The 24,079-nt window shown below is 70.4% G+C and carries 21 protein-coding genes and 2 pseudogenes; 11 read left to right on the top strand and 12 right to left on the bottom strand.

Annotated elements, in window-relative coordinates; translation table 11 throughout:
* Positions 1–68 precede the first annotated feature (68 nt).
* The 7 genes from ACIQRW_RS30730 to ACIQRW_RS30700 are packed head-to-tail and all read right to left on the bottom strand — an operon-like array spanning position 69 to position 7,400.
* Positions 69–1,427, bottom strand: coding sequence for a hypothetical protein (locus ACIQRW_RS30730; protein ID WP_403766383.1), 1,359 nt, complete (start codon positions 1,425–1,427; stop codon positions 69–71).
* The gene (locus tag ACIQRW_RS30725) at positions 1,414–2,439 is read right to left on the bottom strand and encodes an ornithine cyclodeaminase family protein (RefSeq protein ID WP_403766381.1); all 1,026 of its coding nucleotides are present in this window, start codon (positions 2,437–2,439) and stop codon (positions 1,414–1,416) included. The genes ACIQRW_RS30730 and ACIQRW_RS30725 overlap by 14 nt, the downstream gene beginning before the upstream one ends.
* Positions 2,436–3,305, bottom strand: coding sequence for an HpcH/HpaI aldolase/citrate lyase family protein (locus ACIQRW_RS30720; RefSeq protein WP_403766378.1), 870 nt, complete (start codon positions 3,303–3,305; stop codon positions 2,436–2,438). Before ACIQRW_RS30720 ends, ACIQRW_RS30725 begins: the two co-directional genes overlap by 4 nt.
* Entirely contained in the window at positions 3,302–4,555 is a 1,254-nt protein-coding gene (locus ACIQRW_RS30715; RefSeq protein WP_403766375.1) for an aminotransferase class I/II-fold pyridoxal phosphate-dependent enzyme, read from the bottom strand. Before ACIQRW_RS30715 ends, ACIQRW_RS30720 begins: the two co-directional genes overlap by 4 nt.
* A complete protein-coding gene (locus ACIQRW_RS30710) occupies positions 4,552–5,421 on the bottom strand; it encodes a cupin-like domain-containing protein (protein ID WP_403766373.1) in 870 nt (289 codons plus the stop codon). The genes ACIQRW_RS30715 and ACIQRW_RS30710 overlap by 4 nt, the downstream gene beginning before the upstream one ends.
* A gap of 39 nt (positions 5,422–5,460) precedes the next feature.
* On the bottom strand, positions 5,461–6,474 hold the full coding sequence (gene dmpG, locus ACIQRW_RS30705; RefSeq protein ID WP_403766370.1) for a 4-hydroxy-2-oxovalerate aldolase: 1,014 nt from the start codon (positions 6,472–6,474) through the stop codon (positions 5,461–5,463).
* Positions 6,471–7,400 (bottom strand): acetaldehyde dehydrogenase (acetylating), encoded by a 930-nt coding sequence (locus ACIQRW_RS30700; RefSeq protein WP_403766367.1) that lies wholly within the window; start codon positions 7,398–7,400, stop codon positions 6,471–6,473. Before ACIQRW_RS30700 ends, dmpG begins: the two co-directional genes overlap by 4 nt.
* A gap of 798 nt (positions 7,401–8,198) precedes the next feature.
* On the opposite strand from ACIQRW_RS30700, the gene ACIQRW_RS30695 reads away from it, so the two are divergent.
* The 5 genes and pseudogenes from ACIQRW_RS30695 to ACIQRW_RS30675 all read left to right on the top strand — a co-directional run.
* Positions 8,199–9,464, top strand: coding sequence for an MFS transporter (locus ACIQRW_RS30695; RefSeq protein ID WP_403766364.1), 1,266 nt, complete (start codon positions 8,199–8,201; stop codon positions 9,462–9,464).
* Positions 9,465–9,588: 124 nt separating this feature from the next.
* The gene (locus ACIQRW_RS30690) at positions 9,589–10,980 is read left to right on the top strand and encodes a hypothetical protein (protein WP_403766362.1); all 1,392 of its coding nucleotides are present in this window, start codon (positions 9,589–9,591) and stop codon (positions 10,978–10,980) included.
* 460 nt (positions 10,981–11,440) lie between these two features.
* Complete coding sequence (locus ACIQRW_RS30685) at positions 11,441–13,441, top strand: ABC transporter ATP-binding protein (protein ID WP_403766360.1); 2,001 nt, start codon at positions 11,441–11,443, stop codon at positions 13,439–13,441.
* A gap of 181 nt (positions 13,442–13,622) precedes the next feature.
* Positions 13,623–15,095, top strand: a complete 1,473-nt coding sequence (locus tag ACIQRW_RS30680; RefSeq protein ID WP_403766357.1) for an NUDIX domain-containing protein — start codon at positions 13,623–13,625, stop codon at positions 15,093–15,095.
* An 80-nt stretch (positions 15,096–15,175) separates the two neighbouring features.
* Positions 15,176–15,322, top strand: a pseudogene (locus ACIQRW_RS30675) (IS5/IS1182 family transposase); the annotation flags it as partial.
* 14 nt (positions 15,323–15,336) lie between these two features.
* Here the strand turns inward: ACIQRW_RS30675 and ACIQRW_RS30670 are convergent.
* Positions 15,337–15,933, bottom strand: coding sequence for a TetR/AcrR family transcriptional regulator (locus ACIQRW_RS30670; RefSeq protein WP_403766355.1), 597 nt, complete (start codon positions 15,931–15,933; stop codon positions 15,337–15,339).
* 93 nt (positions 15,934–16,026) lie between these two features.
* Here ACIQRW_RS30670 and ACIQRW_RS30665 point away from each other — a divergent pair, with 93 nt between their 5' ends.
* A complete protein-coding gene (locus tag ACIQRW_RS30665; RefSeq protein WP_403766353.1) occupies positions 16,027–16,923 on the top strand; it encodes an EamA family transporter in 897 nt (298 codons plus the stop codon).
* 213 nt (positions 16,924–17,136) lie between these two features.
* Here the strand turns inward: ACIQRW_RS30665 and ACIQRW_RS30660 are convergent, their stop codons facing one another.
* Positions 17,137–17,925 carry a phytanoyl-CoA dioxygenase family protein gene (locus tag ACIQRW_RS30660; RefSeq protein WP_403766733.1) on the bottom strand — a complete coding sequence of 263 codons (789 nt, stop codon included), beginning with the start codon at positions 17,923–17,925 and terminating at the stop codon, positions 17,137–17,139.
* Between the two features lie 201 nt (positions 17,926–18,126).
* Between ACIQRW_RS30660 and ACIQRW_RS30655 the strand changes: the two genes are divergently transcribed.
* On the top strand, positions 18,127–19,131 hold the full coding sequence (locus ACIQRW_RS30655; protein ID WP_403766350.1) for a LacI family DNA-binding transcriptional regulator: 1,005 nt from the start codon (positions 18,127–18,129) through the stop codon (positions 19,129–19,131).
* Between the two features lie 451 nt (positions 19,132–19,582).
* Here ACIQRW_RS30655 and ACIQRW_RS30650 read toward each other — a convergent pair whose 3' ends face one another.
* The gene (locus ACIQRW_RS30650; protein ID WP_403766347.1) at positions 19,583–20,248 is read right to left on the bottom strand and encodes a hypothetical protein; all 666 of its coding nucleotides are present in this window, start codon (positions 20,246–20,248) and stop codon (positions 19,583–19,585) included.
* Between the two features lie 90 nt (positions 20,249–20,338).
* On the opposite strand from ACIQRW_RS30650, the gene ACIQRW_RS30645 reads away from it, so the two are divergent.
* The 3 genes from ACIQRW_RS30645 (at position 20,339) to ACIQRW_RS30635 (ending at position 22,038) form a co-directional block, all read left to right on the top strand.
* The gene (locus ACIQRW_RS30645; RefSeq protein ID WP_403766345.1) at positions 20,339–20,569 is read left to right on the top strand and encodes a hypothetical protein; all 231 of its coding nucleotides are present in this window, start codon (positions 20,339–20,341) and stop codon (positions 20,567–20,569) included.
* 61 nt (positions 20,570–20,630) lie between these two features.
* The gene (locus ACIQRW_RS30640) at positions 20,631–21,038 is read left to right on the top strand and encodes a thiol-disulfide oxidoreductase DCC family protein (RefSeq protein WP_403766343.1); all 408 of its coding nucleotides are present in this window, start codon (positions 20,631–20,633) and stop codon (positions 21,036–21,038) included.
* Positions 21,039–21,408: 370 nt separating this feature from the next.
* Complete coding sequence (locus ACIQRW_RS30635) at positions 21,409–22,038, top strand: hypothetical protein (protein WP_403766340.1); 630 nt, start codon at positions 21,409–21,411, stop codon at positions 22,036–22,038.
* A gap of 75 nt (positions 22,039–22,113) precedes the next feature.
* Here ACIQRW_RS30635 and ACIQRW_RS30630 read toward each other — a convergent pair whose 3' ends face one another.
* Positions 22,114–22,857 carry a hypothetical protein gene (locus tag ACIQRW_RS30630; RefSeq protein ID WP_403766338.1) on the bottom strand — a complete coding sequence of 248 codons (744 nt, stop codon included), beginning with the start codon at positions 22,855–22,857 and terminating at the stop codon, positions 22,114–22,116.
* A gap of 253 nt (positions 22,858–23,110) precedes the next feature.
* A complete protein-coding gene (locus ACIQRW_RS30625; RefSeq protein WP_403766335.1) occupies positions 23,111–23,560 on the bottom strand; it encodes a hypothetical protein in 450 nt (149 codons plus the stop codon).
* An 89-nt stretch (positions 23,561–23,649) separates the two neighbouring features.
* On the opposite strand from ACIQRW_RS30625, the pseudogene ACIQRW_RS30620 reads away from it, so the two are divergent.
* Positions 23,650–23,985 (top strand): annotated as a pseudogene (locus ACIQRW_RS30620) (transposase); the annotation flags it as partial.
* Positions 23,986–24,079: the final 94 nt, after the last annotated feature.

Below are 24,079 nucleotides of genomic sequence, written 5' to 3'. Positions count from 1 at the left end.
GTCACTCGATCAGGGGCGGCACGGACGGGCGCGCCGGTGCGCTGGGCGGGGCGTGAGCGGTGCTGCGGTCAGATCGCCACCATCACGTTGTCGGAGCTGCTCGTTCCGCCCCGGACGCTGACGATCCCGGCGGAACCATCACCGAAGAACCGGCAGAACAACCCGGCCGGCCGGCCTCCGAATATCAGGGGCCCCAGCACCGGGGCGACATCGGCGTCGTACGGCTCGTCGACCCCGTCGGCGATCAGCGCGACCCGGCAGGTCCCGGGCCGCACGAACTCCTGCACCACGCTGGTGCGGCCCTCGACGGCCTCACCGACGGCGGACTCCCACGCGGCCTGACCGGCCTCGCGGCCGATGATCACCTGTTGCCCGCTCTCCCCGAGCGCGGCCTTGAGCACCAGCCGCTCGCGGTTCTTCAGCACGAACGGAACCAGGTCGACCTGCCGTCCCTCGCGGTCGGTCCTGCGCTCGGAGAGGATCCGCGTCCACGGCAGGTACCGCGCGATGAGCCCGCGGTCGCCCTCGGTCATCCAGGGCCGTCCCTCCGACAGGAGCCCCATGGTGAGCTTGCTGTGCAGGAACGTCGATGTCTGGGTGCCCACCAGCAGGCAGCCGTGGTCCAGGGCGTCCTGGACCGAAGTGGTGTCGAGGCCCGCGTCGAGCCAGTCCGGAATGGTGAAGTTCCGCAGTCCGACCGGATAGCGCAGATGCGGGGCGCAGTCCCACGCCCCCGGCAGCTCCTCCGGTTCGAAGAAGCGTGCGGTCAGGCCGTGGCTGTTGTAGTAGTCGGCTTCCATCTCGAAGTACCGTCGCTCCACGCCGGTCACCCGGGCGCTGCCGACGACGGCCACCCTCGGCGCCACCGCCGACTCCGCGCTGAGCGACCGGAACATCTCGGCGCGTACGGCGAACGGGCTCGGCGAGCGGAACGGGGCCCGGCCATCCTCGTCGGCGTGCAGCCCGCGCCACACCGCCAGACGGCTCTGGGTCTCCACCACACCGCCGAGCGCACCGCTGACGTTGAACTCCAGGAACTGCGGCCCGTCGGGCCCGATGACCAGATCCGGACGGACCACGGAGTCGGCGTACCGCTCCTCGATGAACGGGTCGCGCACCCACAGCCGGTCCTCGGTGGCGGGCATCTCGTAGGCGGCCAGCCGGTCGGCGGTGGTGTGCCCGCTCTCCAGGGCGGCACGGCGCAGCAGATCGACCAGCGCGACGCTCACCCGGAAGATCTCGGCGTAGGACGCGCGCGGGATCGCCAGCGGCGCCGCGGGAAGCACCTTCTGGTACGGCCAGCCGGTGTCCCGCAGCTCGTGCCGCAGCATCCGGCGGATCGCGTCCGCCGACGCGGCGGGCCTCAGCCGGTGGCGGCCGAACCACGGGTGCCCCTGTCCCGGACCGAGGTCCTCATGCGTGTCCATCCGGCGCTCCCTCCTCTGTTGGCGGTACGGCGGTGGGGCCGCCGGTTCCCTGCTCGGCCGTACGGCGCTCCTCGAACAGCGCCAGCGCGGCGGCGGTGTCCTCGATGGCCATGCCGACCGTGCGCAGCACCGTGGTCCGGCCCGTGACGTCGACCGCGCCGCTCACCAGGCTGCCCAGTTCGTACAGGTCCTCGGCCTTGATCAGGCCGTCGGCCAGTGCGGCCCGGATCTCGCCCGCGCCGTCCAGCGCCGCGGTCCGGTCCTCGACGACGGTCACGGCATCGGCCAGCAGGGCGGGGGCGAGTTCGACGGCGTCCGGGTGGGTTCCGCCGATCACGTTCACATGCGCCCCGGGGGTCACCCAGTCCGCCCGCACCACGGGGGTGCGGTCGTCGGTCGAGGTGGCCGTGCAGATGATCGCCGCGTCGGTGACGGCGTCCCTCGCGGTGTCGCAGACCGTCACGCGGACGGTTCCCGGTGCGGTGTCGCGGATCCGATCGGCGAGCTCCTCGGCCCGGGCGCGCGTGCGTGAGTACAGGCGGAGGTTACGGATCGGGCGTACCGCCGTCACCGCCCGGACGAGGGCGTGTGCCTGGACCCCCGCGCCGATCACCGCCAGGTCGTCGGCGTCGTCGGGAGTGCACCAGCGGGTCGCCAGAGCGGCGACGGCGCCGGTGCGGACGGCGGTGAGCTCGGCGCCGTCCAGGAGCGCGGTGATCTGCCCGGTCTCCAGGTCGGTGAGCGCGACGATCCCGTGGATCAGCGGCAGCCCGCGTACCGGGTTGTCGGGGGTGAGCGTGGTGACCTTGACGCTGCCCACCGCGCGCTGCTCCCAGACGGCGGGGCTGACCAGGAGGACGCGCCGGTCGCCGTGCTCGACGACCGTGCGGGCCGGGGAGCGGGTGCGGCCGGCGGCCAGGTCGACGAACATCTCGCCGAGCACGTCGACCACGCGGAGCATCCGCCGGGTTCCGGCCATGTCGGCGGCCCGGACCATCACGGGCGCGCTCACGTGTTTCCTCCGGCGCGGCCGAACCGGCTCGTCCAGGCGTCCTCGCGCGCAACCGTGGTGCGGGCCAGCCGGGCGAACGGCGGGCCGACCATGTTCCCCTCCAGGACGGCGATCCCGCCGTCGGCCGCCGCGACGGCCTCCACCACTCGACGCGCCAGTCCCAGCTCCTCGGACCGGGGCCGCAGGAGACGGTTGATCACGTCGAGTTCGCCCGGGTGCACCGTCGCCTTGCCGTGGAAGCCGAGCGCCCGCGCCCGGGTGGTCTCCTCGGCGAGGACCGCCGGTTCGGCGAGCCGGTAGTTGGCGGTGTCGACGCACGCCGTGCCGTACCGGGCGCAGGCCATCGCCATCGCCTGCCGGGCGGCCAGCATGGCCTCCCAGCTGATGTCGACACCGAGTGTGGCGGCCAGATCGGCCGAGCCGAGCACCAGGCCGTCGGCTGAGCGCGCGATGGAGTCGACGCGGGTGACCGCCTCGACCGTCTCCACCGTCACGTAGATCTCGGGGGACGCACCCGCCGAGGCCAGCATCCGGCGCAGCAGGTCGACCTCGTCCGCCGAGGTCACCATCGTCATCAGGACGATGCCGGGCCGCACCGGGCCCTCGGCCAGCATCGACACGTCCTGGACCCCCGCGAGGCTGCCGAGTTCGTTCATCCGCACGGCGACGTGTCCCGGTCTCGGCGTCTTCTCCAGCGCGGCCCGGCAGACCGTGCGGGCGGCCTGCTTGTCGGCGGGCGGTACGGAGTCCTCCAGGTCGATCAGGTGGACGTCCGCGTCGTACGACCAGGCCTTCACCACCTTTTCCAGCAACAGGGCAGGCGTGTAGAGGATGCTGCGCGGAATCGCCCTGGGCGCCCCGGTCACCGGTTCACCGCCCCGGGGAGCGTGCCCGCCGGGCGCGCCCCGGCCTCGATCAGCGCGGTGCAGAGCCGCTTGATCTGGTCCGCGCTCTGGCCGGCCCGCAGCATGACCCGTAGTCCGGCGGTACCGCGTGCGACGATCGGGAAGAACACCGGTGAGGTGTAGAACCCGGCCGCGAAGACCTGTCTGGCGGCCTCGACGACCGTGTCGTCGCTCATCGGCACCACCCGGATCGGGTAGGTGCTGTCGGCCTGCTCGGTCAGGACTAGCGAGTCGAACAGCGCGATGTTGGACCGCAGGCGCCCCTGCAGCCGGGTGAGTTCCTCGGTGCGGTGGATCTCGGCCGAGGCGAGTGCCGCGCCGACCGCGGCGGCGTTCATCTTCTGCGAGTAGCCCAGCGGGCCCGCGAACCGTTCGACGAGCCGGCGCGTCTCCTCGGGGTAGCCGTCGAGCAGGATCGCCGTGCCTCCGGCTCCGAACCCCTTGGTCAGGGTCGCCACGGTGATGGTCCGCTCGTCGAGCACCGGGGAGTGGGTGCGTACGTAGCCGACGCCGCGCTCGCCGTACGCGGACAGCGAGTGCGAGTCGTCGTAGAAGACCAGGAGGTTGTACTTCTCCTGGAGTTCGGCCAGCTCCTCGACGGGCGCGTAGCCGCCGAGGCTGTCCGAGCCGTCCACCACGTAACAGACGCGTTCGTAGGTGCGGCACATGTCCTCGATGAAGTCGAGGTCGTGGTGGCCGCAGGTCACGACCTCGCTCTCGTCGGCGCAGCTCGGCTTGGCGTGGGCCAGGGAGACGTGGGCGTTCTTGTCGAAGACCATCAGCGGCCTGGTGCCGTTGCCCAGGTGCCCCGAGGCGATCATCGGAAGCAGACCGGTGCTGGCCGCGGCGGTGGAGAGGGCGCTGATCACCATCGCGCCGAACAGCTCGCCCAGCGACTCCTCCAGCTCCAGCAGCACCGGGGTCTGGACGCGGGTGCGCGGGATGCAGTGGTCGAGCACCCCGAAGCGGCGCAGCGAGGCGACCGCACCGTCGATGACCTTGGGGTGGGTGTCCAGGTCCAGGTAGGAGCAGACGGTGAAGTTGACGAATTCATGCCCGTCGGGCATGTGGAACACGCCGTCCTCCAGGTCGCCGACGATGCCGGCGACCCCGTTCTCGTAGGACTGGTTCCAGAAGGCGTTGCCGATCCCGATGAGTTTGTCGTTGTTGCGGTACCGGTGGGTGGGGGTGATGGTCCTGCGCTCGCTCATCGGGAGTTCCCCTCGGTGGGCTTGTAGCTGTAGACGCCCTTGAGTCTCCGGTAGGCGTACGTGTACAGGGCGACGCCGAGCACGTGCGGCCGGTGGAGGATCTTCTTGGACTTGAGCCAGAAGTTGACGTTGATGTTCATCTCGCCCAGCGATTCGGCCTGGTGCCACCAGCCGAGCGGCAGGTAGAGCATGTGCCCCGGTTCGAGGACGAAGTCACGGCGCTGGGCGAGCCTGGCCGCGAGCCTCGGGTAGCGCGACAGGTCCACGTCGTCGAGGTCGACCACGTTCGACTTGTCCCCGAAACCGCGCAGGACCGACCTCGGGTAGTAGGCCCGCACGCCCGGTGGAGCGATGATGAACCGCTTGCGGCCTTCGAGCGCGATGTTGAAGTTCTCGAACTCGTCGAAGTGGTTCTTGGTGAACACCCCGCGGTGGCTGATCCACAGGTTGGCCGCGTACAGGCTGCCGCCGTAGCCGAAGAACTCCTCGGCGTCGAAGCCGATGACGGCGTTCACGTCGGCCGGACTGCTGCGGATGTTCGACACCACCCGGTGCCAGGTGTCCGTGCTGGTCAGGTGTTGCTCGTCCGCGAAGAACTCGCGGAGCTTGATGTCCCGTGTCTCCCAGCGCCCCGGGTGGTTCTTGTCGCCCGGTTCGGTGAACAGGGTGACGGTCATCTCGGCCAGGCGCGCGGCCACTTCGTCCCGTCCGAGTCCCTGTACGTCGGCCGGCAGCTTGATCACCACGGGGCGGTCGGCCTTGTACAGCCCCCGGGGGCCCACGGCCAGGAACTCGTCGAACGACATACGGGTGATCTCGACACCCGCTGTCCCGTTCGACCCGGGCACAGCTTCCGGAACTGGCATGTCGCTGGTCCTCCTCTCGTCGCCGGGTCTCATACCGCGTCAGCCGTCGGTCCCGCGGCCGCTCAACTCCGCCACCACGTCCACGATCAGGTCCTCCTGCCCGGCGATGGCCTGCCGTCGGCCGAGTTCGAAGAAGACTTCGCGCGGGTCCACACCCGCGGCCCCGGAGAGTTCGACGACCCGGTGCTTGAAGCCGGAGAAGACTCCGGCCAGACCGCTGACGATGCTCATCGAGGCGGTCACCGGTGGTGCCGGCATGAGTTCGCGCTCGGCGAGGTCGGCGGCGTCCAGCAGCGCGTACAGGTCGATGCCCGTGGCGAACCCGCTCCGCTCCAGCACCGGCACCACCACTTCGAGCTGGGTGTTGCCCGCCCCGGCTCCGAAGCCACGGGCGCAGCCGTCGATGATCAGGGCGCCGGCCTCGGCGGCGGCCACCGAGTTGGCGACCGCCATGCCGAGATTGTTGTGCCCGTGGAAGATCACCGGGACGGTGTCGACCGCCTCGACGATTCGGCCGATCCGCGCGGTGACGTCCGGAGGGAGGAAGTGCCCCGCGGAGTCCATGATCCCCACGGCCTGCGCCCCGTAGCCGACGGCCCGTGCGGCCTGCTCGGCCAGCTCGTCCGGGGAGGCCATGTGACTCATCATCAGGACGCAGTGGGCTTCGGCGCCCGCGTGCCGGAGGAAGCCCAGGTGGTGTTCGGCCAAGGACGCCTCGGTGGCGTGTACGCCGACGCGGAAGACGTCGACCCCGTGGGCGATCGCCCGTCGGAGGTCCTCGGAGGTGCCCCAGCCGGGCAGCATGAAGGTACCCAACCGGCTGTGCCTCAGCGCCTCGCGGACCGTCGACAGCATCTCGTCGTCGGTCGCCGCGGCAAGCCCCACCTGCAACGAGGAGGCGCCCAGACCGTTGCCGTGGCCGACCTCCACCACCGGGATCCGCGCCGCGTCCGCCGCTTCCGCGTAGCGGCGCAGTGCGGTCAGGCCGAGCTGGTGGCGGACGGCGTGCTGGCCGTCGCGCAACGTCGGGTCGTGGATCACCACCTGTTTCACGACGACACCCCCGTCCGGGACACCCGGTCCGGCCGGGCCGCGTACTGCTCGGCGACCATGACGGCGGCGGCGTTGATGATGTCGAGGTTCCCCGCGTACGGGGGCAGGACGTCACTGTGCGCCGTGACCTTGAGGACGATCGTCACCAGGTCGTCGACCGCGGTACAGGCGACGACCTCGTACCCGGGAGCGAAGGACCGCACCTGCGCGGCCGCCCGGTCGACCACCGCTCGCACCGCCGCCGCATCCGCGTCGGGCACCCGGGCATGGATGACGGTGCGGAAGGTGGCCGGCGGCACCGCCGGGCTGATGTTGAGGATCACCTTGACGTCGCTCACGCCGGAGAACGTCGTCACGGCGTGACCGGTGGCCGTCACGTACTCGTCGAGGTTCAGCCTGGTCGCGCGGCCGGCCACGTCACTCGCCACGGTCGACACGACCTCCAGGTACGTCACCGGGAACCGGGCCGCGAGCGCGTGCACGACCGGCACGGACGCCTGGCCTCCGCAGCTGATCAGATTGACGTTGCGCGCGGCCTCGGCCGCGACCCCGGTCACGGTGGGCGCCACCATCTGCCCGACCTTGCTGGGGGTCAGGTCGATCACCAGCGTCCCGAGCGGCTCCAGCAGCGGCCAGTGTTCCCGGTGGGACGCGGCGCTGGTGGCGTCGAAGACGACGTCGAACGGAGTCGGCGCCGCCAGTACGGCCTCGATGCCCGCGGCGGTGGTGGCGCAGCCAAGACTCTCGGCGTACCGCAGGCCCGCCGACTCCGGATTGCGTCCGGCGACCAGTCGGCAGTCCAGCCCGGGCGACCGGTCGATCTTGCTGACCAGGTCCCGCCCGATCGCCCCGGTGCCGATGACGGCGACCGTCACGGTCTGGACGGTGTCCGGGCGGGCGTTCGTCAGGCCCGCCGCGAGACTCAACGTATGCCTCCGGGGCGCCGGAGTCGGCGGACCAGCGGATGACGTGCGTGGCGACGGCGGGCGCCGGTCGTCTCTCTCGCCGCGTCGGGTTCGTAGGTTCTCATGAACGTTGTTCCCACCCTTCCATCTGCGCGCGGCTGCTCCGTGGCGGTCCTGGCCGCGGGCGGCCAGGTGCCTCACCGGGGATCTCCGTCCGTTCCGGACCGTGCGCCGACGCGGTTGGTCACGATGCCTCTCCTGCGGACCTCGGCCGGCCATCGACCGGTCGATCAGTCGTCGATCAGTCGTCTGTGCCGGTCGGCCGCCGAGAGGCGAAGCGTCTGTGAGGCGGTGCGCGGTCGCGCGCTTGGAGGACGAGGAATCACCGGCCGCATGTCGTCGCGCCGAAACAATCGGCCGTGAGCACGAACCGGAGGCTTCACTCGGTGTGTTGAAGCCCCGTTGACGGCATGTCCTCCCATGCATGCACGTCGCCGGCCGCCGATTCACCCGCCCAGCGGCGGCGAACATATCAGAAGACCGCGGGACACAACCCCCCTCATCCGTCCATGGGTTGATCTCCCCCGGGAGGCGCTCGGCGGCTCCGTCCCGGGCACGTGAGCGGCGGTTACGTACCTTTCCCCGCAGGACCCGATCTTTCCCTCGACTCCACCGCGGACGCCGACTATTCTCGGGAACCCCGTGCACCTGGCTGTGCGGGTCCCGGCGCACGACGACGGACTGGTGGGGCGTCGGCGGCGGGGCAGCCACATCGAAGGGGGAGGCAATGTACTGCCGGTTGCGCTGCCACGCGCTTTCATGACCGCCTCGACGACCGACAAGGCCGACGCGCAACGGCCCGTTCTGGGGCGTGACTTCTCCCGGCTGTGGTGGTCCGCCGCGGTGTCCTCGCTCGGTGACGGGGCCACGATCGCCGCCGCGCCCCTGCTGGCCACCCGCCTGACCGACGACCCCCGCCTGATCGGCGCGGCCTCGGTCGCCTTCACCGCTCCGTTCCTGCTGTTCGGCATCCCGGCGGGGCTGCTGGTGGACCGCATCGACATCCGGGCGATGATGGTGCGCGTCGACGTCGGCCGGGCCGTCCTGCTGGCGGTGCTCACCCTCGGGATCCTCGGGGGCTGGGGCGGGTTGCCGCTGCTCTACGTCTGCATGTTCCTGCTCGGCGTCGGCGAGGTCCTCTGCCGCAACGCGGCCCAGGTACTCGTACCCTTCATCACCCCGCAGGCCGGTCTCTCCACCGCCAACGCCCGCATCATGGCCGCGCAGGAGGCGGGCACCGGCTTCATCGGTCCGCTCCTCGGCGCGCTGATGTTCGGTGTGGCGACGGCCCTGCCCTTCGGCGTGGACGCGGCCACCTTCCTGTGCTCCGCCGTCCTGATCAGCCGCATCCGCCGCACCAAACCCGTCGAGCGTGCACCGGACAGGTCCGGCGTGATGTCGGAGATGCTGGCCGGCGCCAGGTGGCTGTTCTCGCATCATCTGCTGCGCAGCCTCGCTCTGGTGTCCTGTCTGATCAACCTCGCCGGGAGCGCGATGCTCGCGGTCCTCGTGGTGCACAGCGGGAAGGAGCTCGGCCTGGGTCCGTTCGGGTACGGCGTCCTGCTCGCCTGCCAAGCGGTGGGAGCCGTCCTGGCCTCACGCTTCGCCCCCGCGCTGACGGAACGGCTCGGCCGGGAAGGTGCGTTGGTCGCCACCGCCGTCCTGATCACCACGAGCGAGACGGTGCTCGCCGCCGTGCCGTCGATGTACGCGGCCGGCGTGGCCCTCGCGATCTTCGCCTGTGGGACGGTGACGTGGAACGTCGTCGTGGTCGTGCTGCGGCAGACCCTGGTGCCGCAGCACCTGCTCGGGCGGGCGAACAGCGTGTACCGGCTCGTGGCCTGGGGCGGACTGCCCGTCGGCGCGGCGGCCGGCGGGTTCGTCGCCGCCGAGGTCGGCACCCGCGCCGTGTTCGGCGCCGGCGCGGTCGTCATGGCGGTGGTCGCGGTGGGGCTCCTCGTGGGCGCCCGCCGCCGGTGGATCACCCGCGCCGACCCGGCTCCGCGAACGACGGAAACCGACTGAGCGGGCAGCCGTCCGGCGCGCCGCGGGACGCCGGCACCGCACCGAACGCGGCAGTGCCCTGGACCGCACGCACCGAACGCGGCACCGTACCGAACGCACGGCCCATTCCGGAAAGGGACACCCCATGACGACGACCACCAGTCCGCGCACGCCGCCCAGGTCGCGGCTGGGCCAGGCGTACGGGGAGCAGCTCTCGCGGAACGGGTCGACGGGCCGTCCCGCGGCCGCGGCCCTGGAGTCCGCCACGTTGAGGCTGGCGTACCAGGACCGGTTCCTGAACGGCCCCGCCTTCCTCGGCGAGAGCGAGCTCCGCACCCTCGTGGGAGACCTCCACACGGTCTACGGGCTGCTGCGCTCGCTGCCGGAGCGCGGGTTCGGTGGAAGCGTCACCGCACTGGCCGCGGCGGTCGGCCTGGACCCTTCGCAGTCGGCGCTGATCACGCGGAGTGCCCGGACCGGGTCGCTCCTCCCGCTGGGGCGGGCCGACCTCTATCACGACGGTGCGGGGTTCAAGCTTCTCGAATTCAATATCACCAGCGCGCTCGGCGGCTTCGAGAACGCGGACATCAACCGGGCGATGCTGGCCTATCCCCCGCTCGAGGAGTTCGTACGGCGGCACGGACTGCGCTACGAGGACACGCTGGGCCACATGGTGCGGACCCTGTACGCGGAGTGCGCCGCGAACATCCCCACCGGCCGGGCGCCCGTCGTCGCCGTGGTGGACACGGTGGAGAACTTCGCCGTCGTGGGACCTCGGCTGCGTGTGTTCGCCGAGAAGCTGGCCGACTTCGGGGTCGAGGGGATCGCCTGCGACCTCGGCGAGATCACGTACCCGAACGGCCGTCCGACGGCCTCGGGCCGAACCGTCGACGTCGTCTTCCGGTACTTCCTGCCCGAAGACCTCACCGACCCCACCGCGGCGGCCCAGCTGGAGCCACTGCTGACCGCGGTCGAGCAGGGCAGGCTGGGTCTGTTCAGCCGACTGGACGCCGAGCTGTACGGCAACAAGGGCACCCTGGCGATGCTCTCCGACGAGGAGCACCGTGACCGGTACGATGCCGCCGAACTGGCGTGCCTCGACCGGATCCTGCCCTGGACACGGTATGTGCGCCCCCGCGCCACGGACCCCGGCGGCACCCGGGTCGACCTGCTCGCCCACGCCCTGGGCCACCAGCACGAACTGATCCTCAAGCCGACGCTGCTGCACGGCGGCAACGGAATCATCGCCGGCTGGACGGTGGACCCCGCCGAGTGGGAGAGCAGGGTCGCCTCGGCGATGGACGGCCCGTTCGTGCTCCAGCGCCGTGTACGTCCCACCGCCGAGCCGTTTCCCGACGGTGCCGGCGGCGTGCGGGAACTCTTCCTCAACTGGGGCCTCTACCTGAGCGCACGCGGCGCCGAGGACGACGGCTACGCGGGCGGCTTCGTCCGGGCCAGCGCCGATCCGGCGGTGGGGGTCGTCAGCATGGGCAGCGGCGCCACGGTCGGCTGCGTCTTCCACGGCGGCGACCGCTGATCCCACGCGTCCGGACCCGGCCCGGCGGCGGGGAGTGCCGCCGCCGGACTCCGTCGTCCGACGGCCGGCTCCACGCGGAGGTCCGTCAGGGCGACCCCACGCGCCGATCGCCCTGACACCCCTGTCCGTCCCGAAGGCGTACTCCCTCCGGCGCGCACCCGCCCGTCGCGGCCACCGTTCCGCACACCTGAACCCTGTCCGCCCCCGGCCACCGTGACGCTCCGAACCGCCGCGCCCGAGGATCAAGCGCGGACGGCGCGTTTCAGCCAACTGCACTACAGGGCACCGCCCTTGCCCGGCGGGGTCGGTGTATCCGGCACTCGCGCGTCGCCCTTGGGGTACCGGGGTCCGACTCCGTCTCAAAAACGTGTGTTCGAAAAGGGTGGGCGGCTCGTTGAGCCCGGCAACACACATTCCCCCGAACCCCCGCCTCCCCACCGATCCTCACCGGAGGGCGCTCATGAGCGACGCACCCTCGGACGGCACGCCGTCCGACGCACACGTATCGGCTTCCGAGACGCTGCTGTTCGGCGGCGAACTCGCCTACGACACGGGGTGGAGCCGGCACCACGACGCCTGGCTGGAGCTCAACCTCAGGACGATGGCGCTCTCCCTGCCCCGGCAGGTCGCTGTGGCGATCCGGCTCGCGCATCAGGCCGACCGGCGGGCGCTGTACACGGTCGCGGCGAGCGAGGTCGGGCGGGGACTCGCGCAGGCGGCGTCCTTGGTGACGGTGAACGCATCGCTGGTCGCGCTCCTGGCCTCCGGGGCCATCGAGGAGCGGCTGCGATCGGCGCTGCCGTCGATGATCGTGGTGGGGCTGCTCGCGGTGATCGGGTCGGTACTGGCCTCGGTGTCGGCCGCGGCCACCGGGATCCTGGAGCCGAAGACCCAGCGGGTGGCGACCGAGCGGTATCTGGCGCTGGTGGCGCGGGTGGAGCTGGAGGCGGTCGAGGACGACGCCTTCCACCGGCTGATGGACTCCGCGCAGTACGGTGCGGACTCGGCCCGGCGGATGCTGGTGCACTGCGCGGCGGTGGTCACCGCGGCGATCTCGCTGGTCGCCGCCGGTGGTGTGCTGGCCGTACTGCACTGGGTGTTGCTGCCGCTGCTGGCCGCGATGGCGGCGCCCCGGGCGTGGAGCGCGCTGACGATGGCGCGGCACCGGTATGTGAGCTGGCACCGGTTCGTGCAGCACGTGCGCGCCTCGCAGCTGATCAGCCGCCTGCTGATCGACCAGCAGGCGGCCGGCGAGGTCCGTGTCCACGACGTCGGGCCGTTCCTGCTGAGGCACTTCCGGGGCATGGCTCGGACCAGCGAGCGGGAGCAGACCCGGCTGGCGAGGATCGGGGTACGCATCACCCTCGGCGCCGACGCCGCCGCCGGGCTGGCGACGCTGACGACGTACGGAGTGCTGGGGCTGCTGCTGTGGCAGGGGCAGATGGCCCTCGCCGTCGCCGGCACGGCGGTGCTGGCGATCCGCACCGGATCGGCGAGCATCACCGATCTCGTGGTACGCGTCACCGACGTCCAGGGCGAGGCCTTGTTCGTCTCCGACCTGGAAACGCTGTGCGACGAGGCGGCACGGCGCGCCATCCCGACAGGAGGACGGGCCCTTCCGGACGAGGTCGAGGAGATCCGCTTCGAGAAGGTCACCTTCACCTACCCGGGCGCGGATGCCCCCTCGCTCCACGAGGTGGATCTGGTCATTCCGCGCGGTCGGACGGTGGCTCTGGTGGGCCGCAACGGATCCGGCAAGTCGACGCTGGTCAAGCTGCTGTGCGGGCTGCGGCTGCCGGACGGCGGGCACGTCCTGTGGGGCGGGGTGAGCACCGCCGAGGCCGATCGCGCCCAGCTCTTCGACCGGGTGGCGATGGTCGCCCAGGACTTCTACCGGTGGCCCTTCACCGCCCGGGTGAACATCGGTGCGGGACGCCCCGCCGCGCCCATGGACGACGCGGCCATCGCCCCGGCCGCCGCTTACGCCGGGGCCGACGAGGTCGTCGAGGGCCTGCCCCGGGGGCTGGACACTCTGCTCGCGCGCGGATACAAGGGCGGGCAGGAGATCTCCGGCGGGCAGTGGCAGAAGGTGGGCCTGGCTCGTGCCCGCCACCGGCAGGGGCGGGTGCTGATCGTCGACGAGCCGACCAGCGCTCTCGATCCGGCTGCTGAGCAGCGGGTCTTCGACCAGATCCACCGGCTGGCCGAAACGGGACAGACCACTGTGCTGATCACCCACCGGCTGCACAGTGTCCGTGAGGCCGACCGCATCTACGTCCTGGACGAGGGCCGGGTCGTCGAGCACGGCACCTTCGCGGAGCTCATGGACCCGGCCACCGGGACCGGCGCGTTCCGGGACGCGTACGAGCTGCAGGCCCGGCAGTTCCGTGCTCCGTCGGTACCGACCCAGCCGGACCCGGCCGACACCGGCGCCCTGGCGGAGGGGACGTCCGCCTCCTGAGCCGGATGCCCGCGCCCCGCTCCCCGGCCGGACCAGGAAGCCGTGCGCTCCCACGGGAGCCACCGCCGAAGCCGCGCGCTCCTTCGGGAGGCTGCGCCGAAGCCGCGCGCTCCTATGGGGGGCACCGCCGCTTGACCAGGACACCCACCGACGCCCTGTCCGCGCTCCTTGTGAGGTACCGATGCCGCCCACCCGATCCCACATCCGTGAACTCGTCACCGCCTACCTTGCCCGCCACCCCGGTGAACACCGGGCCCTGGCACCCCTGCTGGAGGGGCTCGACGCCCCGTCCGACCCCACCTCACGGGCGACGCTGCCCCGGCACATCACCTGCAGCGCCGCCGTGATCGACCACAGCGGCCGGGTCCTGCACGTGCGGCACAACGCCTCGGGCGGGCTGCTGCTCACCCCGGGCGGCCATGTCGAGTCCGACGACGCGACGCTCATGGCCACCGCCGTGCGCGAGGTCCACGAGGAGACGGGCATCCCCCCGGAGCTGCTCTGCCAGAGCACGGCGTTCTGCCACGAGCCCGCCGACATCGACGTCCACCCGATCGACCCCGACCCGGTCAAGGGCGAACCGGCCCACCAGCACTACGACTTCCGGTTCGTCTTCCGCCTCGTTCCCACCTCCGCCGAGACGACCGCGCGGGCCGAGGAGGTCTCCGCGACCGTCTGGCTGCCGCTCGACCGGGTCACCTCCCCCACCCTGCGGGCGAAGCTGCTCGACGCCGACCTGAGCGCCGAGCCGGAAGCGGTCAACGCCTCCGTGATCATCCATGACGGGGCGGGCCGCTACCTGCTGCATCTGCGCGACCAGCGGGAGGGGATCTGGGAGCCGGGCGTCTTCGCTCTCCTCGGCGGCGGCCGGTCCCCCGGCGACGTCTCCCTGGAGACGACCCTGCTGCGCGAACTCGGCGAGGAGGCACCGGGGCTGAAGCTCACCGGTCTGGAGCCGTACGCCGTGGAGCGGACCACGAGCGTCGACGGGCTGAGCGTTCCCGTCCAGCTGTTCACCGGCGTGTGGCAGGGACACCCGGACACCGCCGGGCTACGAGAAGGGGTCCTGCTGCACTGGTGCACCCTGGAGATGCTCGACCGGCTGCCCCGGTCCCCCGGCCTCGGCGACCTGATCCGCCGGCACGCCGCCCAGCACCCCCCGGCCGCCACCCCACGAGCCTCCCGACCCCCGGCCGACCGGTCCCCCACCGGGACCGAGCTTCACGTCGTGGGGGTCCACCTCCACCTCCAGGACGCCGACGGGCGGGTCCTTCTGGGACTGCGTCACCCCGACTCCGCGTACGCCGGGAACGTCTGGCACGCCCTGGCCGGGCACTGCGAGCGGGAGGACGCGGTCAGCTGTCTGATCCGGGAGGCGGAGGAAGAAGCCGGGCTGACCCTCGACCCCGAGGGGATCGACCTCGTCCACGTGGTCCACAGCCAGGACTCACCCTCCGCGAGGCCGCGGATCCAGCTGTTCTTCCGGCCCAGGTCCTGGTCCGGAGTCCCGCGGCTCCGGGAGCCCGATCGGTGCGTGGAATGGCGGTGGTTCAACCCCAAGGACCTTCCGGACCCCATCGTGCCGTACACCCGGCAGGCCATCGAGGCGATCCTCGACGGCCGCCCGTACTCGGACATGGGCTGGACCGGATGACCACCGCGGGCACGCCCCCTTCCCAGGAAATCCAGCTGACCAGTGCAGGGGGTTGACGACGGCCGCCGCAGATGGGTCATCGAACGGTGGTCATCGAACGCACCATGTCCTGGCTGTCCGGCTACCGCCGCGTCAACCACCGCTATGAACGGGATTCCAGAAATGACCTTGCCTTCCTCGGCCTCGCTGCCGCGCTCTGCTGCTACAGAAGGCTTCACAAACTGACCGGGCCGACGCGGTCCTATGCGGTGCCGATCGCGTTCTGGATCAGGCATCTCGCCAGCGTCTTTCCGTGGCCGAGCGGCTCCGGTGTCCGTCCTCGTTGGAGGCCGGCCATGGCTCCGTCGTACACGAGCAGTACGTTGCCTGCCAGGGCGGCGGGAGCCTCGGTGGTGACGGCTTCCGCCAGCTGGTTCAGCCGCGTGAGCAGGAGCGTGGACTCCGCCTCGATCACGGCGCGGACGGGGTGATCGAGGTCGGGCAGTTCCGTGCTGGTCGCGAGGAAGGCGCACCCGCGGCCCGGGGTGTACCGGTCCCGGTAGGCGGAGACCGCGTCGAACAGAGCCAGGAGCTTCTCGACGGGCGTGGCCGCAGCGTCCACAGCTTCCTGCCATACCTGTTCCCAGCGGTCCAGGCGCCGTTGCAGCGCGGCTGCGATCAGGCCGTCCTTTCCCCCGAAATGCGCGTAGAGCGTGCCGGGAGCGACGTGGGCGTGGTGCAGCATCTGATCGACGCTGGTGCGGGCGATGCCGTCCCGGGAGAAGAGCTCGTCGGCTGCGTCCAGCAATCGCTCCCTGGCGGACGGTCTGGCCATGGCTTCGGCGGTCTTCTGGTCCATGCACTCCAGCATAACGAGCGTTACAGTGAAACGGTCGTTTCAATGAGGCGGGTAGGGGGCGAGTGCCTCTCGCCTCCCACCGGAGGTGCGCACGTGAATGAACTGACCACCACGGGACCTGCCCGCACCCGAGCGTTCCTCGGCGCGGGCCTGGTCCTCGTCAGTTGCCTGAGCGTGCAAGCCTCAGCAGCGCTTGCCTCGACACTCTTCGATCGGCTGGGTGCTCCCGCCGTCGCCGGGCTGCGGCAGCTCTGCGCTGCCCTCGTCGTGATGGTGCTGGTGCGTCCGAGGTTCCGTGGCCACACACGGCAGGAATGGGCCGGCATGGTCGTCTATGGCGCGGCGATGGCGGTGATGAACGTGGCCTACTACTGTGCCGTGGGCCGTCTCCCGCTGGGCGTGGCGGCGACGCTGCTGTTCCTCGGGCCGTTCGTCGTGGCGGTCGCCTCAGCACGCGCTTGGCGCGAAGCGCTCTTCCCGGCAATCGGCCTGACGGGCGTAGTCCTGGTCACGGAGCCGGGCGGGGCAGTTGAGTGGGCAGGAATCGCCTTCGGACTACTCTCCGCGCTGGCGCTCGCGTGCTACACCGTCTTCGCCCAGCGTGTGGGCCGGGCATCCGCCGGGTTGGAGGGACTGGCTGTGTCGGTCTGTATCTCGGCGGTGCTGCTCCTCCCCTTCTCCGTTCCCGCCGCTCCGAGCGTCGACGGATCCGGCTGGGGCCTGGTCGCCGTCTCCGGCTCCGTCGGGGTGGCCCTCGCCTTCACCCTGGATTTCCAGGCCGTGAAGATGGCCGGCGCCAAAGTGGTCGCGACGCTGTTCTCCCTCGACCCGGTGATGGGCGCACTCATCGGCTCTCTCGCCCTCGCCGAAGCTCTTTCTGCACCGGTGCTCGTCGGCATGGGACTGATCGTGTCAGCCGGCGCCGTAGCGACCTGGCGTGCTGAAAGCCTCCCGGTTTCACCGATGCCGACCAGCGCAGACCGCCCGTAACACGGCAACGGGAAGGATCATCGGCGGCGTCCACGTGCGAAAGATGGACACGGGGGGTCGCGTCGCAGGTTCTCCTCCTTCACCCGGCCTCGCGGGCGTCGACGGCCGCGCCGCGCATCGCCTCCAGGTCGGCGGTCCGCATCACCGGTTGGCCAAGACTGACGCCGCCACCGCCGGCCGACGTCAATGAGATGGCCGACCATGGGCCGTCGTTCAGGGGGCGCCCATGACCAGGCCCTCGATGGTGTGCTTTTGCGTGATGGGCGTCAGTTCATCGACGACCGGGCAGTGGAGGTGGCGGCGGACCCGCCGCGGCAGGCTGTCCCAGAACTTCCGGGTGACAGCCGCGTCGTGGCGGTCGTCATTGTGCGCGTCGGGTCCGTCGAGACCGAGTACGAGGACCGGCCTGGCCTTGGCCGACTCGTTCTTGGTCCCGCGGTGAATGGTGAGCGCTGACCGAGCCGAGATGTCACCGCGCTGCGGGTACTTGCGTACCGCGAGCTGCTCGTAGCGGCTGTAGCGCTCACGGGGCGGGAACATCCCATGTTCAAAATCGGGTGCCTCGTCCCACTGGGTTCCCGGCGCAATCTCGAAGGGGCCCATGTCCGGGGCCGTGTCGACCGCTGTGAGGTTGAACGCGAGCGAGGTGAGGCGGCGTTCGGTGCGGGTGCGCTCGGGGATAGGGAAGTCGCGGTGCCACGGCTGGTTCACCGCGCCTTCGAGCGGCACATCGAACCCGAGCTCGACGATGCGGTAGTCGGGGCCGAGGACGGCGGTGGCCAGCGCCCGGACCCACGGGTGGTCGACGAGTTCGACGAATCCCCGCAGCTGTTCGGGGTGGATCTCCACGTAGTAGCGGTGGGGCCCCCGGCCCACAGCCCCGCCCGGCCGGGAGCGCGCCTCCTCGAAGGCGGTCTCGATGTCCTCGCGCAGCCGGTCGGCCCACGCCACGCTGAAGGCACCCTTCCGCGCGGTGATGCCGTCCTCGTACAGGCTGGCCATGTCGTGCGCCACGTCGACAGCCTCGGCCGGGCCGAATACGTCGACGCCGTCGATGGCGGACACTTCGGGAATTGGGGGCATCGTCATCCTCACCTTCTTGCGAACCGAGCAGCTCGATCCAGGGTTACATCGATGCATGCAACGTTGCAATACCCGTGAGGTGACTCTGTCAGTCGGTAGAGCGCATGACAGGATGCCGAGGTGAGCAGTCGTCTGAAGGATGTGGCCGCCCGGGCCGGTGTCTCCGTACGCACGGTGTCCAATGTGGTCAGCGGAGCGGCCCCGGTGGCCGTCGAGACCCGTCGCCGCGTACAGGAAGCGATCGACGAACTCGGCTACCACCCCAACCTCGCAGCCCGCAGTCTGCGCGCCGGCCGAACCGGCATCATCGGCCTGGCCATCCCCGAGCTGCACTCCCCCTACTTCGGCGAACTCGCCGGCCTCTTGGTGGACAAGGCCCGACGCCGTTCATGGACCGTCCTCATCGACCAGACGCACGGAGACGCTGAAGCCGAGCGCCGACTGCTCACGGCGGGTGGCGGACGCGTCGTCGACGGACTGATCATCAGCCCCTGGGCGCTCGACCCCGCCGAACTCGCGGCCACCGAACCGGCGATCCCCCTCGTCCTGCTCGGCGAGCGCGGGCCGACCGGATCAGCCGACCGTGTCGCCGTCGACAACGTCGCCGCCGCCGACGACGCCACGAGCCACTTGATCGGCCTCGGCCGACGACGTATCGCTGCCATCGGCACCCAGCCCCATCTGCGCAACGGCACCGCCCAGCTACGCGCAGAAGGCTACCTGCGCGCGTTGGACCGGGCAGGTCTGCCCAGCGACCAGGAAGCCCAGCGTCCCGTCCACGCACTGCACCGGGCAGACGGCGCCCGGGCCATGACCGAGCTACTGGACGGACCGACCGCTCCTGACGCGGTATTCGCCTTCAGCGACGAACTCGCCCTGGGAGCCCTCCACACAGCACACCAGCGCGGCCTTCGCGTGCCCGAAGACATCGCGATCATCGGATTCGACGACATCGAGGACGGCCGCTACTGCAACCCCCCACTCACCACCATCTCCCCGGACAAGCAACAGATCGCCGAGCGCTCCCTGCAATGCCTGGCCGACCGCATCTACAGCCCCGACAACACCGTCCCCCCGCAGGAACTCACCGTGCCGCACCGTCTGGTAGCCCGCAGAACCACCTGAAAATCCCCTGCACGCTTCTTCCCGTCCTGGGGGGAGGCCGGATTGGCTGGTCCGGAAGCTCCCGCTGGAGCTCAGCACCCGGGTAAGCACCCACCCCTTCTTTCGGACGCTGGACCCCGGCACCGTCGTCTCCGGCCGGATGCAGCTGAAGCACGTGGACGACCAGCCCGTGGGCGAGGCGGCGTAGCCTGCCGGGCGGGAACACACCCGGCCTGGACGAACCGGAATCCGGCCCGTGCAGCGAACCGCCGTCGAATCAGGTGAGGTGCGACTGGTCGCGATGGAGATGACACCAGCGGAGCCGGCCGATCAGGCGCGATGCTCCCCTCCGGTCTCGTTGGCCGGCACCTGCTCGGCTCCTCCAACCAGGGACTTCGCTCAGCTCTGTGCGACCGAGCGCGACGGCGCGGAGCCCTGCCACGTAGGTGCTGAGATTCGGTGATGCCGGCGGTCAGCCGCCGCGGAGCCCCCACTCGTCGAGGCCGCCGTACACGTGGGCTTCAAGGCATTGCGGAGCGTCCATGCCGACGGCCTCCCCCCGGTAGAGGGCGATGAGCGAGTCCTCGCCCCGCCACCACGTGTCCGTCACGCCCTGTACTTCAGGCACCGGCTCGAAGCCGACGAGGTCCAATGACTCAACGGCCTTCCCTTTGATCCTGGTCACGGTCCTGGCCCAGCGGCCGGCATGGGCAGCGAGCGCCAAAGACTCCACCCAACCGTCTGTGCTGGCGTGCAGCGGTGTCCAGCGGTAAGCGTCGATCCCGAATGCGCCGTCGGAGCCGATCATGAAGCCATAGGCCATGGACACCCGACAGCTTCCCGCCGGAAACGACCAGCCCTCAGCGGCAGAGCCTTCGGGACAGTCGGCGTCCAGGACGCGCGGACCGCCCTCGTAGAACGGGGCGGGCGGCAGCGCGAGACCGCCCCAGCGGTCCTGGAAGGCCGCGGCCCGGTCGATCTCCACGGCCGGAATCCCGTGCTCGATCCACCTCGCCCGGTACTCTCCGACGCCCTGCCGGGGAACACGAACGCCGTCCACCTCGACAAACCTTCTGGCTCGATCGGTCAAGCCGGCAGGCGCAACCGGAATGGGTGATACGGGAGGGGTGGCCGTCATGATGCCGGAGTCTAGTGGCGGGGGGGGTCGCGCTGCGGGTCGCGTAGCCGACCTCGCCGACCAGACAGGGTGGTTTCCTGAGCAGAGGGCTTGACGAAGCCGTCACCTACGGGGCCGGGCGGCTCCAGACTCTCCGGTGCGGCCACCTCGTACACACAGCGCGAGGTCGACCTCTCGCTCGGTCTGCTCTCCCACTTCGTGCGGGGCAGCGCCTCACCAGCCCTGCTGACGCAGTGGTGGCAGGACAATCAGCCGTCCGATGTCCGGCACTCGCATGAGCGCGAAGCAGTCCCCGAAGACTGGATGTCACCCTTGATGTGAGACCCACATATGTGTCGGCACTTCCACACCCCTGAGAACGGCACAGCGATGGAGGCACGTCATGAACAACGCCATGACCGGTGATGCAGAAGGACGCACCGTGCTCGCCTTCGACGGTGACTGCGGCTTCTGCCAGGCCGCTGTCCGGCGGATCCAGCTGCGGGCCAACCCCCGCACAGCGGCGGTAGCCTGGCAGACCCTTCCGCCGGAGCTGACCGAACCTCACCTGGAACGCCTGGACCGGGAGGTTCTCCTCTTCGACGGAGACCGAGTACGCGCCGGCGGGGTCGCCGCCCTGGCGGCTCTTCTCGAATCTTCCCCAGCCCGCACTTACCGGGGCGTGGGACGGTTCCTGCGACTGCCCCTGATCCGCCCGGTGGCGAACCTCATCTACCGCTGGGTGGCCAGGAACCGGCAGCGGATGCCGGGCGGTACAGCGGCCTGCGCGGTGCCCCGCCCCCACAGCTGAAAGCGCAAGCCATCCATGCCTGCCCCGCGTCCCACCCCGCCCACGCTGAACCGACCCCTACACCAACTTCGACGCCGGAGCCCTCGACTCTGTGGTCCGAAACCTCGATTCCACCAGGGGATAAGCGACAACTCTGCTGCTGGAAGACGCCCCTCGGCTGCGCGGGCGGGCGAAAGCCGTCGACGGCAGGGCGCCGCGCCATCGGGTGTCGCGGTTCAGCCAGGCGGGTGACAGCAGTCGGCGCGGACTGCTGCCGGGCGGGGCCGGTGGTCCAGGATTGGTGCCGCCGACGTCCTCGGCGGAGCGTGCATCGACCGCGTCTGCGCCGGTGATCGGCGCGACCACGGCTGTTTCCGAGGAGCCCCTCCCCATGCGTTCACGCATCATCGCGATCATGGCCGCCGTGGCTGCGGCCACGGCGGCCCTTGCACAACCCGCCCACGCTGCCCCGGTCGTCGACGGGGTCTACCGGTTCGCTGCTCTCCAGGACGGCAAGTGCCTGGTCTGGCCCAAATCGCACGCGAGCATCGGTTCGGTCGGGTTGGGCGCCTGCACGGAGAGCGCGTCGACCTCGGCGAACTGGCAGGTACACAAGCGCCCCAACGGGACGATGGAAGTATCGACGCCGGGCTCGAACCCGCGCACCTGCCTGGGCGTGAACACCAACTACAGAGTGAGGGTCAGCGACTCCTGTACCGACAAGTACGCCGAGTGGACCGTGTCCTTCGGCTCCGCCGGGCCCGGCCGGCCTGGCGGCGCGCTGAAGGCGCGCCTACTCGACCGGGGCCAGCGCGTCGTCCATGACGACGACAGGCTTGAGGAAAGCGCGGCGGCTCAGCTCCCGCACTGCGACGGTCTGCCGCTCCACCGCTTTCGCGATGGTCAGGTCTACCCGGTTTGGCCGTGCGGCCCGGAGGTACGCGCGATACCCAGCCGGCGCCATCGGGCGCTCCACCAGTACGACGGGCGCAGCCGACTACAGGCTCGGATCGACGACTGATACGGCGGTGCCGGTATCCAGGGCCGCAGGCCCAGATCGAGCCGACGGGGCCTGCGGCGAACCGCAACGAGGTGCTCAGGTGCTCTCAGCCTTGGTCACGTTCTTGATCAGGGTGGCGGTGACTGCTTCCTCGGGGCCCGGTTCCGGCTTGAAGGTGGCGAGCTTCTCGGGCGCCATGGGCCCGGTGGGCACCATGACCTGCACGGTCGCGATGACACCTCCGACTCGCACGACGGTCACCAGGGTCCAGGCGAAGCCACTGCTGCCGAGCCGGGACAGGGTCCGGTACCGCAGTGAGTCCTCCCCCAGGTCCGGGACGTCGAGCATCTCGCTCGTAACGGATGACTTTCCGAACTTGTTGCTGAAGCCGAACCGGCCGCATGCCCCGACGGCCTCGCGCAGTTGCGTCATGCGGGCCCGTGCGGCCTCTTCCGGATAGCTCATCAGGCTGGTGCTCCTCGGAGAGATGGACGTCCCGGTCGGGTACATGATCGACGAGGCGGCGGAAGCCTCCTCACCGTCACCCGAGGTGGCCTCCTTCACATGCCGGCAGACCTCCGGGGAGACGGTCTCCTTGGCGTCGAAGGAGGATTCCGGTGCAGCCCCGTCCCGCGAACGGCTTCCCGTGATCTCGAAACCGACGGCCTGCTCCGCAGTGAGCAGCGCGGCCTTCAGCTCGACGCCGGTCAAGGGTTCGGAGCGCTCCGGCTTCCCGGCCGCCGTGCTCGCCGCGGTACCAGGCTTTCCTCCGGCGTCGGCACGCTCGGGGCTCTCCCCGCACGCTGTGGTCGGTCCGATCGCCGACAGCAGCGCCACCATCGAAACCAGTCTTCGTCCGCTCTTGCGCACTATCAGGTCCCCACCCTCGAATTCGCACTGCTCACCCGCGTCCAGGCGAACCATATGCGCCTGAGACCAGCCTGTTCTTCGTGCGGCGCTTTGCCCGGCCGGCAGCGTGCCGGCCGCGATCGCGGGCGATCGCATCGGCACGTCGCACGAGCGGAGGTTCCCCTCGCACCTGATCCAGCGGCGGCCAGTGGAGCTGTAGTTGGCCAGGCAGCCAGACAACGAATCAGTAGAACCAGACGACGAGGCGTACGTTCTCCGCCCCATGCATTTCACTGAGGATGCCCATGACGCTCCAGACCCGGCCCCAGTCGGTGTCGATCCCTGCGGCCGAGGCACGGGTGCGTGTGCCTGATGCGTCGGTCTCCTGCCAGTCCGTGGTGTTCAGCTCCGCCCAGGTCAGCCAGGTGGCCCCGTACACATCGTGGGGGCCGAAGCCGGAGAACTCCCCCTGCAGCGCAGCCGAAGCATCACCGGGGAAGCCCCGGTCTTCCGCCAGGGGGCGGAAGCCGTAGGAGTTTCGGACCCCGAAGAGGCAGGCCAGGCCGTCATAAGCGTTGCCCTGGTTGAGGAGGAAGAGATCGATGCCGACCTCCCACACGGAATCCTCGTCGTCGGGGCCCCATATACGGGCTCCCGGCCGGCATTCGATCATTCCGCTGATTTCGGTCGACATGAAGAGATCCTGCCTCTTCAGAGCAGGAGTCAGCATCCCCTTTCCGCTCTGGCCCGAGGCCCGGCCGAGCCGCAGCTCGCAACTCAGCCGATCTTGCACATTTCGGCAAACCAGTGCTGGAGAAGGTCCGTGTGCCTCGGATCGGGGCGGGCCGACCGCGCGTCCGTCCCCATCGCGTACGGGCTGACAAGGCGTACGCCTCCCGCAAGAACCGCGTCTACCTGCGCCGTCGCGGGATCCGCTGCACCATCCCGAACAAGGCCGACCAGGCTCGCAACCAAAAGAAGCAGGGTTCCTCCGGTGGTCGGCCACCGAAATTCGATCCGGTGGATTACAGAGCGCGGCACGCAGTCGAGTGCGGCATCAGCCGCCTCAAGAGGCACCGTGCCGTGACGACGAGGCACGACAAGCTGGCGGTCCGCTAACTGATCGTTTCAGAATGAGTTCAGCTGGGGGCCTTGTGCCCGGTGATCTTGGGCGGCAGGGTGTCCGGGTGCGTGCTGATCTTGTTTCGGATGA

It is taken from the genome of Streptomyces sp. NPDC091287 (genome assembly GCF_044768525.1).
Lineage (GTDB): Bacteria > Actinomycetota > Actinomycetes > Streptomycetales > Streptomycetaceae > Streptomyces.
This window is presented reverse-complemented; position numbering and strand designations above follow the sequence as displayed.

Excerpts from the sequence above, each read along its gene's own strand:
- ACIQRW_RS30730 (WP_403766383.1), bottom strand. The coding sequence starts at position 1,427 with ATGGACACGCATGAGGACCTCGGTCCGGGACAGGGGCACCCGTGGTTC.
- ACIQRW_RS30715 (WP_403766375.1), bottom strand. The coding sequence starts at position 4,555 with ATGAGCGAGCGCAGGACCATCACCCCCACCCACCGGTACCGCAACAAC.
- ACIQRW_RS30710 (WP_403766373.1), bottom strand. The coding sequence starts at position 5,421 with ATGCCAGTTCCGGAAGCTGTGCCCGGGTCGAACGGGACAGCGGGTGTC.
- ACIQRW_RS30695 (WP_403766364.1), top strand. The coding sequence starts at position 8,199 with ATGACCGCCTCGACGACCGACAAGGCCGACGCGCAACGGCCCGTTCTG.
- ACIQRW_RS30690 (WP_403766362.1), top strand. The coding sequence starts at position 9,589 with ATGACGACGACCACCAGTCCGCGCACGCCGCCCAGGTCGCGGCTGGGC.
- ACIQRW_RS30685 (WP_403766360.1), top strand. The coding sequence starts at position 11,441 with ATGAGCGACGCACCCTCGGACGGCACGCCGTCCGACGCACACGTATCG.
- ACIQRW_RS30680 (WP_403766357.1), top strand. The coding sequence starts at position 13,623 with ATGCCGCCCACCCGATCCCACATCCGTGAACTCGTCACCGCCTACCTT.
- ACIQRW_RS30670 (WP_403766355.1), bottom strand. The coding sequence starts at position 15,933 with ATGGACCAGAAGACCGCCGAAGCCATGGCCAGACCGTCCGCCAGGGAG.
- ACIQRW_RS30660 (WP_403766733.1), bottom strand. The coding sequence starts at position 17,925 with ATGGCCAGCCTGTACGAGGACGGCATCACCGCGCGGAAGGGTGCCTTC.
- ACIQRW_RS30650 (WP_403766347.1), bottom strand. The coding sequence starts at position 20,248 with ATGACGGCCACCCCTCCCGTATCACCCATTCCGGTTGCGCCTGCCGGC.
- ACIQRW_RS30640 (WP_403766343.1), top strand. The coding sequence starts at position 20,631 with ATGAACAACGCCATGACCGGTGATGCAGAAGGACGCACCGTGCTCGCC.
- ACIQRW_RS30635 (WP_403766340.1), top strand. The coding sequence starts at position 21,409 with ATGCGTTCACGCATCATCGCGATCATGGCCGCCGTGGCTGCGGCCACG.
- ACIQRW_RS30630 (WP_403766338.1), bottom strand. The coding sequence starts at position 22,857 with ATGGTGGCGCTGCTGTCGGCGATCGGACCGACCACAGCGTGCGGGGAG.
- ACIQRW_RS30625 (WP_403766335.1), bottom strand. The coding sequence starts at position 23,560 with ATGTCGACCGAAATCAGCGGAATGATCGAATGCCGGCCGGGAGCCCGT.